This window comes from Pseudomonas sp. Pseusp11 (genome assembly GCF_047304405.1).
Taxonomy (GTDB): Bacteria; Pseudomonadota; Gammaproteobacteria; order Pseudomonadales; family Pseudomonadaceae; genus Aquipseudomonas.
In genome coordinates, this window is record NZ_JBGLZF010000006.1 from 118,298 (window position 1) to 134,986 (window position 16,689).

The following is a 16,689-nucleotide window of genomic DNA, read 5'->3' on the forward strand; positions in this document are numbered from 1 at the left end:
TTCTCTGGCGGGCACCGGGCCTGCCAGATCACCCAGCCTACTGAATTAGGCAGGAGGTGTTCCATGAGGTGGATTACCCGTGAACGACCCAAAATTGATCGCATTGCCTGTCCTTGGCTGATCACCCGTTTTATCGACCCTGAGGCCGAGTTCTTGTACGTGCCCAGCAGAGAGGTTTTGCAGATTGCCGTTGAGAAAAATGCAACGCCTTATGACATTCCGGGCGTTGAGCTTTCCCACGTAGGTGAGCTGTGCAGCTTCGATGCGTTCCTGAAGAAGTACCAGCTCAGTGATCCTGCCTTGCAGCAGTTGGCCGAAATCGTGCGCGGCGCAGATACCTCCCGCCTGGATCTGACGCCGCAATCGGCTGGGCTCTATGCGATTTCGCTGGGACTATCGCAGCGTTATGCCGATGACCACGAAATGCTGGCACATGGTTTGATCATGTATGACGCCCTCTATGCCTGGTGCAAGGAGTGTCAGGGCGAGTCGCATAATTGGCCTCCGCAGATGTGAATGTCGGGCCTGAACTTACTCCTGCCTGACAATGTCGACCGAGATCTCCACCGCCGCAATCGTGCCCCGGTTCTCAAGCCAGTGCGTGGTGTTCCTGTCCTCGGGCCAGCCCACGCCCGGCCCATAATCCGTGGCGACGCCGTTTCGATGGTCGGTAATGGTTCCTTGCAGTATGTAGACGGTGCCGGGTCTGTCTTTATGGTTGTGAACCGGCCCGAAGACGCCTCCAGGCTCGATGGTCACCATGCGCATTCTAAGTTGGCGCCCTGCCATGCCTTCGATCTCGGGGCCAAGGTCAACCGTTGCCAGTAACTTCACCGCCACACCTTGCGTTTCGGGTGCCGCCTGTTCGTTGCTCATCGTGCTCTCCTCTCTGTACATACAGGGCCTGACTGGAAGTAAAGACCCTGAGAACAGACAGAGGTGTAAATCCGCCCGGCGACGGTCGCCGCCAACCGTCGCTAGACTGCCAAAAGTGGCCGGTGGTCGTGGCATGTCGCTTGTCGCCGACGTTTGGCTAAGCTGAATAAATCGGGGGTGAACTGATACCGGAGTGATGGCGGCCATCAGCGGATCTGGATGGGCATCAAGACGGTACTCCCAGAGGAGACGACTATGTATGCGGTGATAAGAACTTACCTGGGTGCTGGAGCAAAGCAGCTTTTCGAGTTTCTGGAAGAGCGCAATGCCGATGTCGAAACGGCCCTGCGGACAGTGCCTGGCATCGTAAGCTACACACTACTCAATACGGGTGATGGCGGTACATCAGTGACGGTTTGCACAGACAAGACCGGCACCGATGCAAGCTTGAAAGTCGCGCGCGACTGGATTCAGAAAAATGCTTCGCATATCCAGGCGAAACCACCGATCGTGACGGAAGGTCCGGTGATTGTGCAGATAAAATAGATTCAACCGGTCGATGCAACACACTAGACACTGTGTAAACAGGAGGCGTGTTGCATCGACGGAATACATCACGCTCAAAGCTACAACTACCCCATGGGCAAACCCGATCATAGCGCTCTATGATTGAACCCCATGACGACCTCTCTTCCGATTCGCCAACCCTGCCCTCCCGGTGCCTGCATCTGCGAGCGTGAGCAGCTGCTGGAAACTCCCGGCACGGACCTGCGCATCCTGAGCCTGACCCAGTCGGAAGAGAAACGCCTGATCGAACGCCTGGAAAACCTCCAGAGCCTGAGCGACCTGGAGCGTCTGCAACGGCGAATGTATGAGCAGTTGGGTCTGCGCGTGGAGATCGCTCCGGGTTTCAATGAAGTGCGCACCATGCGCGGTATCAATATCACCTTGGGCGAACTGCCGGGCCTGTGCCGCAAAACCCGTCAGTCGATCCCGGCGGCCATTCGCCGAGGGCTGGAGAAACATCCGGAAGTCGCCTACGAGCTGCTCAATGCCAACGACTTGTTGCGTGATGCCTGATGGCTTGCACCGTTATCCCGATACGTTCATTAGAATGCCCTGAAACAGGATCAGCGGTCGTACGCGCGGCACGGTCCGCTGCTATGCCTTCTCATGGGAGAACAGGTTTCAGGCCAGCCAGGACGTAGCTGGAAACTCAGGCGTGACCGTGGCCCCGGCGCCAGCCAGGAACGCGAAGATCAAAGGTGCCAGTCCGTAGCAGGAGGTGGCAGATGTTATTCATGGTCCGTTGGTCCATCAGTCCGCAGCAACGTAACAGCGCGATCGAACGTTTTCTCAAGACCGGTGGTGCCCCACCCGCAGGCGTCAGCATGCTGGGGCGTTGGCATGCTGTCGGCGGCTCCAGTGGTGTGGGCATTGCCGAGGCCAGTGATCCAGTGGCGATTCAGAAGTGGGTGCTGGAATGGAGCGACCTCATGAACATGGAAGTCCACGCCGCATTGACCGATGAACAGGTGGCGCCGCTGCTCGCTGCCGCAGTCGGCAAGCAATAGTTGTTGTGGTGAGGGGGCTTGCCCCCGTTGGGCTGCAAGGCAGCCCCAAAATCTCCGATGTCCCAAAGATCTTGTGAGTGCTACGCACTCAAACGGGGCGATGCGGCGTTCCGACAAGCCCCCTCGCCACAGTCTTCTGATTCACTATTTTTTCATCCCGATCCGCCGCCGCATCTCGGCAGTAATTGTCTGCCGGGTTTTCTTCAGGTCGGCCCAGGGCTCATCGCCCACCTCGGCCAGGCGCTCATGCACGGTGTGCAGGTTCCATTGATTAGCCCCCTTGAGCTCAGCCACTTCTTCGCGAAAGATCGGCACCGACACTGGCAGCCCTTCGCGGGTGCGCACGGCGTAGGCGCAGATCGTGGTGGCGCCCAAACCGTTGCGCAGGTAATCGATGAAGATGCGCCCAACCCGGTTTTTCGGCCCCGACACCGCGGAAAAACGTTCCGGCAGCAGCTTGGCCATGTGACTGACAATCGCGTGGCTGAAGTCCTTGACCTCGTCCCAACCGTGTTTGCGGGTCAGCGGTACGACCAGGTGAATCCCTTTGCCGCCGCTGGTCTTGAGAAATGCCTTGAGCCCCAGCTCATCCAGCACCGTGAGGGTCAGCCGGGTCGCTTCGACCATGCTCTTCCAGGGCAACGCCAGATCCGGGTCAAGATCGAGGACGAAGCGGTCGGGTTTGTCCAGATCAACCGACGTGGCGTTCCAGGTGTGCAGCTCCACGGTACTCATCTGCACTGCGCCAATCAGAGCCTCGGCATTGTTGATGACCATCATCGGTTGGCCGGTCAGCGCCTTGTCCAGAGTGACAATGCCGGGTATGGCCAGATTCTCGGCGTTCTTCTGAAAGAACAGTTCGCCGGCGATGCCGTCCGGTGCGCGCACCAGCGCCACCGGCCGGTCCTTGAGTTGCGGCAGAATCCACTCGGCGACACTGGCGTAATACTCCGCCAATTGCATCTTGGTGGTGCCGCTGCTGGCATCGATCACCCGATCCGGATGCGTGATGCGCACCTTGCCCTGCTCCAGGCCGACTTGTGACGGTGCCGCTTGGGAGGTTTTAGTTTTAGTGGTTGAGGTTTTCACGGTTGTCGGACGCTCCTCGGTGATATCGGCGGCAGGCTTGTCCTCGCGCAGCCCATGGAACACGGCCTGGCGCACCGAGCCGTCCTTGGTCATCTCGGCGAAGGCCACTTCCGCCAGCAGAACGGGTTTGAGCCAATGCACACCCTTGGCTTCAACACCGGTGGGCGGGTTGACCACCGACGGTTTTTTCGTCTGCAGCGGTTTCAGTTGTTCGTAAAGACGCTTGAGGCTCGCCTCGCTGAATCCGGTGCCGACCTTGCCCGCATAGCGCAATTCCCCGCTGTCACGGTCGTGCAGCCCCAGCAGCAACGCGCCAAAGGCACTGCGCGAGCCTTTGGGATCGGTGAAGCCGACCACGATGAATTCCTGCCGATGCTTGCACTTTAGTTTGATCCAGTCACTGCTGCGCCGGGACACGTAAGGCGAGCCCAGGCGTTTGCCAATCACCCCTTCCATGTGCATTTTACAGGCGCTGTCGAGTAACGCCTCCGGGGACTCGTTGAACGTGTCGGAGAACCGCAACAGCGGGTTTTCATTGGGCTTGAGCACAGTCGCCAGCACCGTCCTGCGCTCTTCAACAGGAACTTCGCGCAGGTCCACGCCATTGAGGTAAGGCAAATCGAACAGGTAGTAAACGATGCTGGCGCTACGTCCGGCATCGAAGGCGTTTTGCAGCGCCTGAAAATCCGGAACACCCTGCTCGTCCGCCACCACTATTTCGCCGTCGAGCCAGGCCGATTCCAGGCCCAACGCCGCCAGCGCTGCAGCCTGCTCCGGCAATTTGTGGGTCCAGTCGTGACCGTTGCGGGTGAAGAGTTTGACCTCATCGTGGTCGATGCGCGCCATGACCCGGTAACCGTCGAACTTGATCTCATAGCTCCATTCGCCGTCCGGTGCGGATTCCACCAGTGTCGCCAATTCGGGTTTGAGCAGCTCCGGCAGCCTGGCTTTACAAGCGCCTGTCAGCTGTGATGAGCGCTCTCTGCGCGCCCTCGCCGCTGGCTTTTTTACGGGACCGGGTTTCGACTTGGCGACAATGGTGCGATCGCTGAGTACGCTGTCGGGCTCGGCGGCGACCACGTCGTAATCGCTTTCGGGCCTGGCCGCGCCGTCCTGATGCTTGATCAGGAACCATTGCTCCTGCTTGCCCGGCATGTGCGTGCGCACGAGGTTCCACAGGCCGCCGAGCTTCTCCCCTTGCAACTCGAACTTCAGCCGGCCCTTGGCGTACGCCTTGGCAGGGTCGCCCTGGGGAATCCACACCCCACGGTCCCAAACGATCACCTCGCCGGCGCCGTAATGCCCTTCGGGAATGGTGCCTTCGAACGTGGCGTAATCGAGCGGATGGTCTTCGACGTGGATTGCCAGGCGCTTGACCTTGGGGTCCAGCGACGGGCCTTTCGGCACGGCCCAACTTTTCAGCGCGCCATCGAGCTCCAGGCGAAAGTCATAGTGCAGGTGCGAGGCATCATGTTTCTGAATGCAGAATTGCAGCGCATGATCCTTCACCGTTTTTTTGCCCGAACGCTTGGCGGCGGCCGGTTCCGGAGTCGCCACAAAGTCACGCATGCGGTTGTAATCGTCCAGGGTCTTGTTCATGGCTTACCGGGTGCTCGCTGGCGGACGCTGAATCGGCACGTCTCTACATCAGCAGAGCGACAGGTCCGGAAAAAAATTCCATCGCCACTGGAATTGCCCGGACAGACGGCTGGGTCTATCGGGATGATCGCTCATAGCCTTGATGCGCAACTTCTTGCGCAGTTATTCGTCCCAAAAACACCTCGACAACGCTGAACGCCAGGTGGATCAAGCCCTCCAGCCGAGTGCGCAACTTCTTGCGCACCACTGCGCAAGAAGTTGCGCACTTTTTCAGGTAATCGCTGCCGAAAAACCTCTCCACGTTTAAAAAATATCCTCAACCACCTGATTTATATGACAAAAAATATTTCTGGCACGCTCCTTGATAACAGTCAGGCACCCACCGGGCGATACCGCCTCCCGGGCACCCTCACTTTTAGCAAGGAGCACATCCATGGCTACACCAGCGTACATGTCCGTTACTGGCGAGAAACAAGGCCTGATCACTGCCGGCGCATTCACCGCCGACTCCGTTGGCAACACCTACCAGGAAGGCCACGAAGACCAGGTCATGGTTCAGGCTTTCAGCCACGACGTGATCATCCCGCGTGACCCACAGTCCGGCCAACCGACCGGTCAGCGTGTACACAAGCCAGTCGTGATCACCAAGGTATACGACAAGTCTTCGCCACTGTTGCAAGCGGCGCTGACCTCCGGCGAGCGCATGAGCGAAATCGTTATCCAGTGGTACCGCACCTCTGCTCAAGGTACCCAAGAGCACTACTACACCACCAAACTGGAAGACGCGATCATCGTCGCCATCAACAACAAAATGCACAACTGCCAGGATCCGTCGAACTCGCACTTCACGCACCTGGAAGAAGTGCAATTCACCTACCGCAAAATCACCTGGACCCACGAAGTATCCGGTACTTCGGGTTCCGATGACTGGCGTGTTCCAGTCGCTTAATCGCGGCTGACGGTTCCAAACATCGGCCAGCTCTGCTGGTCGATGTCATTTGCGCCTTCCAGGAATTTTCGCGTCCGCAAGCGCCCGTTTGGGTGTAGGCGTGCGCCGCAGCACTGCACGAGGAACAAGGGATGTTCGCGCCGGCCAATCAGACTCACTTTGCCCTGACTGTCGAAGGTCTGGAAAACGATCTCCAGGTCCTTGCCCTGCAAGGTCGGGAAGCCATCAGCCAGCCTTTTGTGTTTGAGGTGGAACTGGTCAGTGAGCAGCCGTCCCTGGACCTCGAAACTCTATTGCACAAACCGGCCTTTTTGCAGCTCTCGCCTGACGGCAGCGGCATTCATGGCCAGATCTACCGCGCCGCCCAGGGCGATTCGGGCAAACGCCTGACCCGCTACGCCGTGACCTTGCGCCCGCAGCTGTCCTACCTGGCGCACCGCATCAACCAACGCATCTTCCAGAACCTCACTGTGCCGAAAATCATCGGGATGGTCCTCGAAGAGCACGGCATCCAGAGCAATGCCTACGAATTCAAAGTCGGGGCGATTTATCCCGAGCGCATTTACTGCGTTCAGTACGATGAATCGGACCTGCAGTTCATCCAGCGCCTGTGCGAGGAAGAAGGTATCCATTACCACTTCCAGCACAGCGCCACGGCCCACAAGCTGGTGTTCGGCGATGACCAGACGGTGTTCCCGAAACTCGCGCCCGTGGCCTATCAGCAAGACTCCGGCATGGTCGCCAACGACCCGGTAATCAAGCGCTTCGACCTGCGCCTGGAAACCCGCACCAGCCGCACCACCCGCCGCGATTACGACTTCGAAAAACCGCGCCTGAAACTGGAAAGCGAGAACCGTGGCGACGCCCTGCCCGACCTCGAAGACTACGACTACCCCGGCCGCTTCATCGACCGCGAACGCGGCAAGCATCTGGCCAAACGCGCCCTCGAACGTCACCGCAGCGACTTCCAGTTGGCCGAAGGCCGAAGCGATCAGCCGTTGCTGGTCAGCGGCCACTTCCTGGCCCTGACCCAACACCCCAAGGCCAAGTGGAACGACCTGTGGCTGCTGACCGAAATCCTCCACGAAGGCAAACAGCCGCAAGTGCTGGAAGAGTCGGTGACCAGCAGCACCACCAACCTCAAAGACGATTTCCATCAGGGCTACCGCAACCGCTTCCAGGCCACCCCTTGGGACGTGCCGAATCGCCCGCCGCTGAACCACCCCAAGCCACGGATCCTCGGCAGCCAGAGCGCCGTGGTTACCGGCCCCAAGGGTGAAGAGATCCACTGTGACCAATACGGCCGCGTCAAAGTGCAATTCCATTGGGACCGCGAAGGTCAGGCCGACGACAAGACCAGCTGCTGGCTGCGCGTCTCCTCCGCCTGGGCCGGCGCCCACTACGGCGGCATCGCCATTCCACGCATCGGCATGGAAGTGCTGGTCAGCTTCCTCGAAGGCGATCCCGACCAACCGCTGATCAGCGGCTGCCTGTACCACAAGGAAAACGTCGTCCCGTACGCCCTGCCGGCGAACAAGACCCGCAGCACCTTCAAAACCCTGAGCTCTCCGGGCGGCGGCGGTTTCAACGAACTGCGCATCGAAGACAAAAAGGGCCAGGAGCAGATCTTCCTGCACGCCCAGCGCGACTGGGACGAAAACGTCGAGCACGACCAGAAAATCCGCGTCGGCAACGAACGCCACGACACCGTCGAGCAAAACAGCTACAGCGAATTCAAGGCCGAAGAACACCACACTGTCTACGCCGATCGCAAAGTCGAAGCCCGCGCCAACGACCACCTGACCGTAGGCGTCAATCAACACATCAAGGTCGGCACCGGCCAATTCATCGAAGCCGGCCAGGAGATCCACCTGAGCAGCGGCATGAAAGTCGTGCTCGAAGCCGGCAGCGAACTCACCCTCAAGGGCGGCGGCAGCTTCATCAAGATCGATGCCAGCGGCGTGACGCTGAGCGGACCGGCGATCAACATGAACTCCGGCGGCAGCCCGGGCAGCGGCACTGGAGCGGCACCGCTGATGCCTGGGGCGCTGAAACAGGCTGATGCGGATAAGGCTGGTGCGGTGTTGACCCCTGCGCAGATTAATACGCTGAAGCGCAATGCGCCGTTCTGTGAAGAGTGCGAGAAATGTAAGGCAGGTGCTTGTGCGATCTGATCCGATGACTCCACAGGCTTGGCTGGCTGAACGGCCGTTGCGGGTGGGTGAGCGGTTGTACTTGATTGTGAGTGCGGCCAGTGATGCCGAGCCACTGAAGGCCTTCTACCAGCAACATATGGCGCCGGAACTGATTCCGATCTGGAGCGGCACGCCTTACGCCGATTGGCAGCCCGTCATGCCTTACCTCGCCGAGCTGAAACCCAATGCTGGTTTTCTGCAATGGATCACCGAAACCGATGCCCAGGACTGGGGTTGGCTGGCAGTGTCCACCAGTACGCCGGACGTGGTGTTCGAGCACCTGCGCAGTTTGACCCAGGTGCGTATGCCCGATGGGACCGAAGTGTTTTTCCGGTTCTGGGACGGGCGACATATTTACCCGATTCTTGAAGGGCTAGGTGCTGGCGCGGGTGAAGTATTGCCGGTGTTTGACCGTTATCTGATCAATGGCCAGAGCCTGGAAGTGGGGCCGAGGGCCGTACCGCCAGCGAAGGAATGGCCGTGGTGGGAGGTGCCGCAAAAGTTGCTCGATAGTTTGACGGAAAAAGATCACACCACCGTTGTCGACAACCTGATGCAGTGGCTGGGAGAGGACTGCCCGGAACTGTTCTTCGCCTTTCCCGAAAATAACTTGCGCCAAAAGGTCGAGCGCTTCGTTCGCCAACAACCCAATACAGAAGATTTGGCAGAGCGTCTTGCTGCTCAGCTGACAAAGGAAGTCACGTCATGAATACCCCGATTGGTACCTTGGTCCTGCGCGTGCTGGACGCCAAAACCCCTGACGTGAACCTGATTCTCAAAGACTTCAAGAACTGCCTGAGCGATTACAAGGAATGGGCGGATGGCTTCCTGACCGGTTGGGCACTGGATGTCGACCAAACCTTCAAGGTCGGCAATGAAGTCAGCGTGACCAAACGCAAGACCAAAACCGGTAAGGTCGAGACCTACGCGACCTGCCCTCTGGCAGGCGACTTCACGCTGATCCACATGTTCGAGTCAGCACGATTCGTACCGATCGGCAACACACCAGTGAAACTGGAACCCGTCACCAAAGGTACTTTCTACGACGACGTCACCGGCCCCGTTATTGAAACAACGATCGGCCCGAGCGGCATCAAGGTGATCGACGGCTGCAAGAAGGGCCAGATGTATCGCATCACCTTTTTCCCGAACGTATCCCAAAGCAATGTCAAAGCACTCTACGACTCCTACCAGGGAGTGATCGGCAATCTGAACGGCTGGTTGCAAAGTGAATGGTCGAGCAAGTTCCAGCCTCAGTGGGCCAGTTACTCGGCTGCTGACCGCGCGGGCCGTTCCGTCATTCTGTTGAAACGGGCGATGGATGGTCTGGAGAAGGCGCTGCTCAGGTTGTGGGATGACATCAAAAGCCTGTTCGAACTGCTCGCACACCCAAAGGAAAACCTCGAAAAGCTGCGCAAGTACCTGTCGGATGTCGAGATCGACAAGCTCTACGCCGCGTCCAAGGAGTCCATTGCTTCGGGTCTGCTGATCCTCAGTGACGAACCATTGATGTTCATTTACGTCTCGGCGATTGTGGCGTGGGTCGGCATGCTGCCACCGCAAGTCATCGTTGACGTGGTGACGGCCATTGCGTCGGAATTCCTGATCAACGTGGTATTGGGTATTTGCCTCACTGGCGGTGCCGGGATCGCGGTGCGGGTGGGGACCAAAACCCTGTCCACGGTCAAGTCCGGCACAGCGCTCAAATACCTTGAAGAACTGGCCGCGAAACTGATGAGTCTAAGCGGCAAGCACAGCCTGCCAGCGCACGCGGAGGTTTCCAAGCCACTGATTGCCAGTGCCAAGAGCGTACCGATGAAGCCGACCAAAACGGCGGCGCTCAAAATCGACGAGGCAGCCGCCAACGGTTCTAAAAATCAGCTGCCGAAGACTACGGATACGCCGAAGCAGGAAGTGAAAGACGCTTCTTCGTTTCCGCGTGGCAAGAAAGAAAAACAGACTACTCTCGCACCAAAGGAAAAGGTCGACGACGCTTCTACTCAGTCGAAAACACCTGACGACAAAAGCGCTGCCTGTGCAAAGAAAACCTGCACCAATGGTTGCCCGGTATCGATGGTTACTGGCGAAGAGCTGCTGACGCTGACCGACGGTGAACTCGGTGGCCTGCTGCCCTTCAGCTGGACGCGCCTCTATCGCACCAGCGCCGCAGAAATCGACTGTGGCCTCGGTTACGGCTGGAGCCATGCCCTGGCGCAACGCGTCGACATCAACGACGGTGAGGTGGTCTGGACCGACCACGAAAACCGCGTCACCACCTTCCCGTTGCCCAGCGTGCAGCGCCCGGCGATCACCAACAGCCTGTCGGAAGCGGCAATTTTCCTTGGCGACGATCCGTCCGAATTGATCCTCACCCAAGCCGGCGAACGCACCCAGTTCTACCACTTCCGCTACAACAGCAAAGGTGCGACGCTGATCGCCATCAGCGACAACTACGACAACCGCCTGCACATCACCCGTGACATTCACGGACGAATCAAACGTGTCGATAACGGCGTCGGTCGCGCCCTCCTCGTGCGTTACGACCGCAAACACATCGTCGCCATCGACTACCAGCAGTTTAGCCCGGCGGATAACCTGGAAGATGCCTGGAGCACTGTCCAGACCCTGGTCACCTATGGCTACGACGCCCAGCACCGCCTGATCGAAGCCAAAAACGCAGCCGGTGAAGCCGAGCGTTATGCCTATAACGAGCAGAACGTCATTCTCGAGCGGCAACTGGCGGGTGGTGCCAGCTTCTACTGGGAATGGGAAAAAGAAGGCAAGTCAGCCCGCTGCATCCATCACTGGGCAAGCTTCTCGCAGATGGACGCGCATTACGCCTGGGATGACAAGGGCAGCGTCACCGTTACCAACGCTGACGGCAGCGAAGAGGTCTACACACACGACGATCAGGCTCGACTGGTCGCCAAAGTCGACCCGGATGGTGCCGAACACCTGAAGGCCTACGATGACAAGGGCCGTCTGATCGCCGAAAAAGACCCACTCGGCGCCGTCACCGAATACCAGTACAACGAAGCCGGTCGATTGGTTGCGGTGATTCCGCCGGAAGACGCCACCACCACTTACGAGTACTACCACGGCTACGTCCGTGTGGTGAACCGTGGCCCGGCAAAGTGGACATACTGGCGCAACGATCAGGGCGACATCACCGAACAAGTCGACCCGGACGGCAATTCGACCCACTTCAGTTACAACCGCCAGGGCCGTCTGCTGGAAATCCGTCACCCCGACGGCAGCCGTCATCAACTGGGCTGGAACAACCTCGGCCAGCTGCTCGAAGAACAGCTACCGGACGGCGGCCAGCGCAAATATCGCTACGACGCCTTGGGCCGGCAGATCACCCGTCAGGAAGAAACCGGCGCCATCACCCACTACCAATGGGACGCTGCCAACCGCCTCGCACAAATCACTTTGCCTGGCGGCGCTACGCGCGCATTCACCTACAACGCCTACGGCAAAGTCACTGCCGAACGCGATGAACTGGGCCGCGTCACCCGCTACGAATACGCCGATGGCCTGCACCTGGTCAGCCGTCGCCTCAACCCGGATGGCAGCCAGCTTCGCTACCGCTACGACAACTCACGCTTGCTGCTCACTGAGATCGAAAACGAACGTGGCGAGCACTACCACCTCGATTACTACCCGAATGGCCTGATCCAACAGGAAACCGGTTTCGACGGTCGCCGCACTGCCTACGAGTACGACCTCAACGGCCAACTGCTGAAGAAAACCGAATTCGGCGAAGACGGCAGTGAGTTGGTCACCGAATACCAGCGCGATGCCGCCGGCCGCTTGCTGGTGAAAACCCTGGCCGATGGCGAGGAAATTCACTACACCTATGATGCATTCGGCCGTTTGGTCAACGTCGACGACGGTCATTGGCCCCTCGCCTACGAATATGACCTGCAAGACCGCTTGATCACCGAACATCAGGGCTGGGGCACCACGCGTTACGAATACGACAAACTCGGCCAACTGAACCACTGCCGCCTCCCCGACGGCAGCAAACTCGACTACCGTCACCAACCCGGCGGTCGCCTGAGCAGCATCGACCTCAACGGCTCGCGCCTCACCACGCACCAGTTCAGCGCTGGTCGCGAACAACAACGCCAGCAAGGCTTGCTGCTCAGCCAATACCAATACGACGAACAAGGCCGACTGCAAGCTCACACCGTCAGCCAGCAGGACCGTAACCTGTTTCGTCGTCGCTACGCCTACGACGCAAACGGCAATCTTGCGGGTATCGACGACAGCCGAAAAGGCAACCGCAGCTACCATTACGATCCGCTCGATCGCCTGATCAGTGTGCGCGGAGCTACGCCTGAAAGCTTCGCCCACGACCCGGCGGGCAACCTCCTGGGCCAAGGCGACCAGCCGGCCGCGAATCTTGCCAACGTCAAAGGCAACCGCCTGCTCATGCAGGGCGACCGCCACTATGACTACGACGCCCACGGCAACCTGATTCGCGAACGTCGCGGCACCGGGCAGAAACTCGTCACCGAATATCGTTACGACTGCCAACATCGCCTGATCGGTGTCAGCCTCCCCGGCGGCAGCATCGCAAGCTACAAGTACGACGCCTTCGGCCGCCGCATCGCCAAAACCGTCGATGGCCACACCACGGAATTCCTGTGGCAAGGCGAACGTCTCATCGCCGAAAGCGCTGACAACCGCTATCGCAGCTACATCTACGAACCCGGCAGCTTCCGCCCACTGGCCATGCTCGATGGTGAAGGCCCACTTGAAGCCACGCCGTTCTACTTCCAACTCGATCACCTGGGTACGCCGCAGGAACTCACCGACTACAGCGGCGAGATCATGTGGTCGGCGAAATACCGCGCTTACGGCAATCTCGCTACTCTCGATATCGCAGAAATCGAAAACCCGTTGCGTTTCCAGGGCCAATATTTCGATGCTGAGACGGGCTTACATTACAACCGGCATCGCTACTACAATCCGGGCACTGGGCGGTATCTGACGCCGGATCCGATCAAGCTTGCGGGTGGGTTGAACAACTACCAGTACGTGCCTAACCCTACGGGGTGGGTGGATCCGTTGGGGTTGAGTTCAACGTGTCCTGGCCCTGATTGCAAGCTGCCCAATAATTCGGCAAATGCAACGAAGCCCGACAATATTCCCATGTCCCAGGCTAAGTACGATGAAGTGATTAACCTTGAAAAAGGAAATAGGCCGGCTGACACACGTGAATATCTACCGGAGCATTATGTAAATATGCACGAAGAAGCCTTCAAGCAGCAGGGAGGCTCCTTTGTCGTTATTGACGAATGGATTGAACGCTCTAGTTATCCAACATTCCCTCCTAGAAAATTTGTAGGATTGCCATCAGAGATGGATACCGTGGTTGCCAAATACAAAGCTAGTGGGGGTAACTGGCAAGTGCTCAACAAGGAGCTCAACCTTGGTTCCTCGGACCTTTCCTCCGCCAAAATCTACCTCGTCAAAATCAAGCCTGATGATCCTAGATTTAAATATGAAATTCCAAATGGCAATGAAGCAGGTGCCTATCCAAAAGAATGGGTACCTGGAGGCGAAACAAAAAGCGGAACGAAGGAAGCAGCCCTGATCGGGTCCGAAAAAATCAATCACGGAGCTGACATGAACAAACTTCTGAGCCAATTTGACGACTGGGAACAACTCCAATGATCAGCAACTTTGAAAAAGCGCTAAATAGAGACGAATTCCCAGCCTACTTCAGAGGGGCTGGCGTTTATTTCACGAAAGATCCTGACTGGGGAACTCAGCTACACATCATTAACTGGCAAGGACTTTGCGGCTTTCTAAAAACACAAAAAAGTCCAGAGTCCATATTAGCAAACGCGTTCAAAAAATACGTAGCAACCATTAATAACACCGTAGAAGATGCAAATGATCTTCTCGAAAATATTGGCTGTTATTACTACATGCGAAAAAAGATTCCAGCCCTAGCTGCAAATGGGTTCGATCTAATCCGCGACTTGTCTAGAAATGAAAAGCAGATAATATCTAACTCCATGGAATTCCTGCGTCAAGAACTGAACAAAGCCAACAACGCACAAGACATTGAGCTTTACAATCGGCGAATGACAAAACTTCTAAATGATGGCGGACCAACAAATCTAGAAAATTTATAAGCATAAAATAAGGACAAAGGGACAGATTTATTTTCTAAGCGCTCATGAAAACAAACCTGAGAATCGTCTGGCCGACCTCCCCCTCCTCACGGAGGAGGCGCAAAATTCAAGGTGCGAACTTAGACTTTGCTAGGAGTATGCCAATTGCCTTATCCCGATCTGCAAAATGCTGTTCAACATGCTGGATTCACCGTCACCGAGTTCTCGGATCAGCGAGTATATTTCGGCTGTTGGTCGCTGACCGTCGAAGCTCATGGGTACACCTACTTAATAGTCAACGAAGGACGAGACGGTTGGTTAATGTTTTATCGCATGGGCACCGCAGGAACATTTACGGAACTGGACAAGAAAGTATCGACTTGGATGGACGACTCCGATAAAGCAACTCAATGCCTGATCTGGCTTTCTAGCTACCGTCCTCCCCTACAGCCCCACAAAGTCCGAAATTATTATGTGATTGCCGAAAAGGATCTTGTACCGGAGCAACCCCACAGCGCTGACTGGCCAAAATTGATCGGCTACTGCTACGACGATGACTACTTTTTGTTTTTCGAAGGCAAGGGTCATGGACTGAGTGGGACAGCAGTACCCGCTTGCGAAGGCAAAAAAGCTGAGTGGCTAAAGATATTCGCGGCACTGGACGTCGAGTGGTTTATGAGCTGGCTGGAAACACTGAAGTTCACGTCGGAGGAGGCATTTACCTTAGCGTTAACCAAGAAGACAGGCTCGCTCGGAGTTCGTCGATATTAAAAACCATGGTGGAGACAGATTTGTTTCTACGTGACCATGAAAATAATCTGTCCCCCTTTTGCTTCCGATGCATTGCCATCGACAAGTCACTCCCAAAGAAACCGGATCACCACCCAACAAAGGAATGAACCCTTGGTTACCGTTGCACGACCATTCGCCATGCTTCTGGCATTGACCCTTTCTCTTGACGCCGTTGCGCTGTCACTTCGATCAGAAAAGCGCGAAGACGGTGCCACTGTGCTGCTGCTCACCAACGACCCTGCCCCGGAGCACGCACCACAGCTCAACGAAGATCCGGCGATACGGGCCGCCTTGATTGACTTCATCGGTTACGCGACAGGCAGCTACACCAACGATGGCTCGTTGATCGTGACGCAAGTACTGGAATCTCTCGATTCAGAGTTCTCGACGTTTGAGGAAGGTGTGCCTGCCGGGCGCAAGATGCTTGCCGCCATGGATGACGGTAACCACGGCGACGAACGCGGCGCGCTGTTGCTGGACGAAAAGGGGCAGTTGATCGCCGTTGGGCTGGTCAATGGGCACTGTACCGTCAAATCACGCACAGAGTCGTTGTCCTGCAATCCCGGTCCAGAAACCGTGCTGACCATCTTCCAGGCGAAAGGCGCCAAGAAGAGCGACGCTGACCCAATCATTGTCTGGAGCAAACAGTTGCCGCCATTGATCGCGTATTGGGCCGAAAGTGAAGATCCCGAAACACGCGCTCGAGCGCAAAAAATTGCCACGGTCGAATACATCACCACTGATCCGAAAAAAGACTCCTGGAACGCCTCGCAATTACCTTCCGACTTCCCGAAGGCGATGCTCCCGTTGCTTCCGAAGAATGCCCATCTGGCGGGCGCCGGCGTCGATGGCGTGTACACCACGCCCGGCATGAAAGGCGCACCGATTTACGGTGACTTCGACGAATTGGCAGGCCGCCCACGACATGATTTCGAGGTCATGCTGAAAACCTATACCGAGTTCTCCGACGTCGTCGAGTTTTACAAACAGAATGCCAAGGGTGCCGAGTTAAGTGCGAACGATGAAAAGGCATTGATTGAAGGCGTTGCGGGTGGTGCCACCTACAAGATCGAGATCAAGGATAACGAGGAAGAAGGAACAGCCATCACCTTTTCCGCATGGAGAAAAGAAGTCTGACTTTCTTTAACTAGATGATCGAACGCAAGACGCAGACTTATTCAAATCTTCGTGACGGGTAATCTGCCCTTTGCCCAATTTCGTTCAGGTGGTTCGACCATGACTCGATACGGCATCGACTGCACGATCCCTCCCCTGCTTGCTCGACACCGCAGCGCCTGTCGAGGTGCTGCATGCTGGACGTAGTCGGACGACGGTTACGGGCGCAGCTTTAATTCAGCCAATAAAAATGGGCGACGCCAGGGTCGCCCATTTTTATATCCGACGTTTAATATCATTCCTCAAATTGATCCACACAGCATTTCGCAAGAGGCTGCTAAAACATCACCTGCAAATTTATTGATACA

Annotated in this window: 13 protein-coding genes; 11 read left to right on the top strand and 2 right to left on the bottom strand. The window is 57.1% G+C overall.

The features are described from left to right. Positions 1-63 precede the first annotated feature (63 nt). Positions 64-516, top strand: a complete 453-nt coding sequence (locus ACCC96_RS07075) for a chromate resistance protein ChrB domain-containing protein (RefSeq protein ID WP_258669237.1) — start codon at positions 64-66, stop codon at positions 514-516. A 15-nt stretch (positions 517-531) separates the two neighbouring features. Here the strand turns inward: ACCC96_RS07075 and ACCC96_RS07080 are convergent, their stop codons facing one another. Then, positions 532-876 (bottom strand): cupin domain-containing protein, encoded by a 345-nt coding sequence (locus tag ACCC96_RS07080; RefSeq protein ID WP_018925601.1) that lies wholly within the window; start codon positions 874-876, stop codon positions 532-534. A 255-nt stretch (positions 877-1,131) separates the two neighbouring features. Between ACCC96_RS07080 and ACCC96_RS07085 the strand changes: the two genes are divergently transcribed. The 3 genes from ACCC96_RS07085 to ACCC96_RS07095 all read left to right on the top strand — a co-directional run bounded on the left by ACCC96_RS07085 (position 1,132) and on the right by ACCC96_RS07095 (position 2,450). Further along, positions 1,132-1,422: a hypothetical protein gene (locus tag ACCC96_RS07085; RefSeq protein ID WP_026345742.1), complete on the top strand. Its 291-nt coding sequence runs from the start codon at positions 1,132-1,134 to the stop codon at positions 1,420-1,422. Positions 1,423-1,554: 132 nt separating this feature from the next. After that, on the top strand, positions 1,555-1,956 hold the full coding sequence (locus ACCC96_RS07090) for a hypothetical protein (RefSeq protein ID WP_007937009.1): 402 nt from the start codon (positions 1,555-1,557) through the stop codon (positions 1,954-1,956). Between the two features lie 212 nt (positions 1,957-2,168). Then, positions 2,169-2,450 (top strand): DUF3303 domain-containing protein, encoded by a 282-nt coding sequence (locus ACCC96_RS07095; protein WP_007937010.1) that lies wholly within the window; start codon positions 2,169-2,171, stop codon positions 2,448-2,450. Between the two features lie 144 nt (positions 2,451-2,594). On the opposite strand, the gene ligD is transcribed toward ACCC96_RS07095, so the two are convergent. After that, complete coding sequence (ligD, locus tag ACCC96_RS07100) at positions 2,595-5,138, bottom strand: DNA ligase D (RefSeq protein WP_413695316.1); 2,544 nt, start codon at positions 5,136-5,138, stop codon at positions 2,595-2,597. A 433-nt stretch (positions 5,139-5,571) separates the two neighbouring features. Between ligD and ACCC96_RS07105 the strand changes: the two genes are divergently transcribed. The 7 genes from ACCC96_RS07105 to ACCC96_RS07135 all read left to right on the top strand — a co-directional run bounded on the left by ACCC96_RS07105 (position 5,572) and on the right by ACCC96_RS07135 (position 16,342). Beyond that, a complete protein-coding gene (locus tag ACCC96_RS07105; RefSeq protein WP_007900657.1) occupies positions 5,572-6,087 on the top strand; it encodes an Hcp family type VI secretion system effector in 516 nt (171 codons plus the stop codon). Between the two features lie 131 nt (positions 6,088-6,218). Continuing rightward, positions 6,219-8,261, top strand: coding sequence for a type VI secretion system tip protein TssI/VgrG (tssI, locus tag ACCC96_RS07110; protein ID WP_413695317.1), 2,043 nt, complete (start codon positions 6,219-6,221; stop codon positions 8,259-8,261). A gap of 4 nt (positions 8,262-8,265) precedes the next feature. Continuing rightward, positions 8,266-8,991: a DUF4123 domain-containing protein gene (locus ACCC96_RS07115; RefSeq protein ID WP_413695318.1), complete on the top strand. Its 726-nt coding sequence runs from the start codon at positions 8,266-8,268 to the stop codon at positions 8,989-8,991. Further along, on the top strand, positions 8,988-13,967 hold the full coding sequence (locus tag ACCC96_RS07120; protein WP_413695319.1) for an RHS repeat-associated core domain-containing protein: 4,980 nt from the start codon (positions 8,988-8,990) through the stop codon (positions 13,965-13,967). Before ACCC96_RS07115 ends, ACCC96_RS07120 begins: the two co-directional genes overlap by 4 nt. Continuing rightward, on the top strand, positions 13,964-14,434 hold the full coding sequence (locus ACCC96_RS07125) for a hypothetical protein (RefSeq protein WP_413695320.1): 471 nt from the start codon (positions 13,964-13,966) through the stop codon (positions 14,432-14,434). The genes ACCC96_RS07120 and ACCC96_RS07125 overlap by 4 nt, the downstream gene beginning before the upstream one ends. A gap of 144 nt (positions 14,435-14,578) precedes the next feature. Further along, a complete protein-coding gene (locus tag ACCC96_RS07130) occupies positions 14,579-15,184 on the top strand; it encodes a hypothetical protein (RefSeq protein WP_413695321.1) in 606 nt (201 codons plus the stop codon). A 159-nt stretch (positions 15,185-15,343) separates the two neighbouring features. Beyond that, positions 15,344-16,342 (top strand): hypothetical protein, encoded by a 999-nt coding sequence (locus tag ACCC96_RS07135; protein WP_413695322.1) that lies wholly within the window; start codon positions 15,344-15,346, stop codon positions 16,340-16,342. Positions 16,343-16,689: the final 347 nt, after the last annotated feature.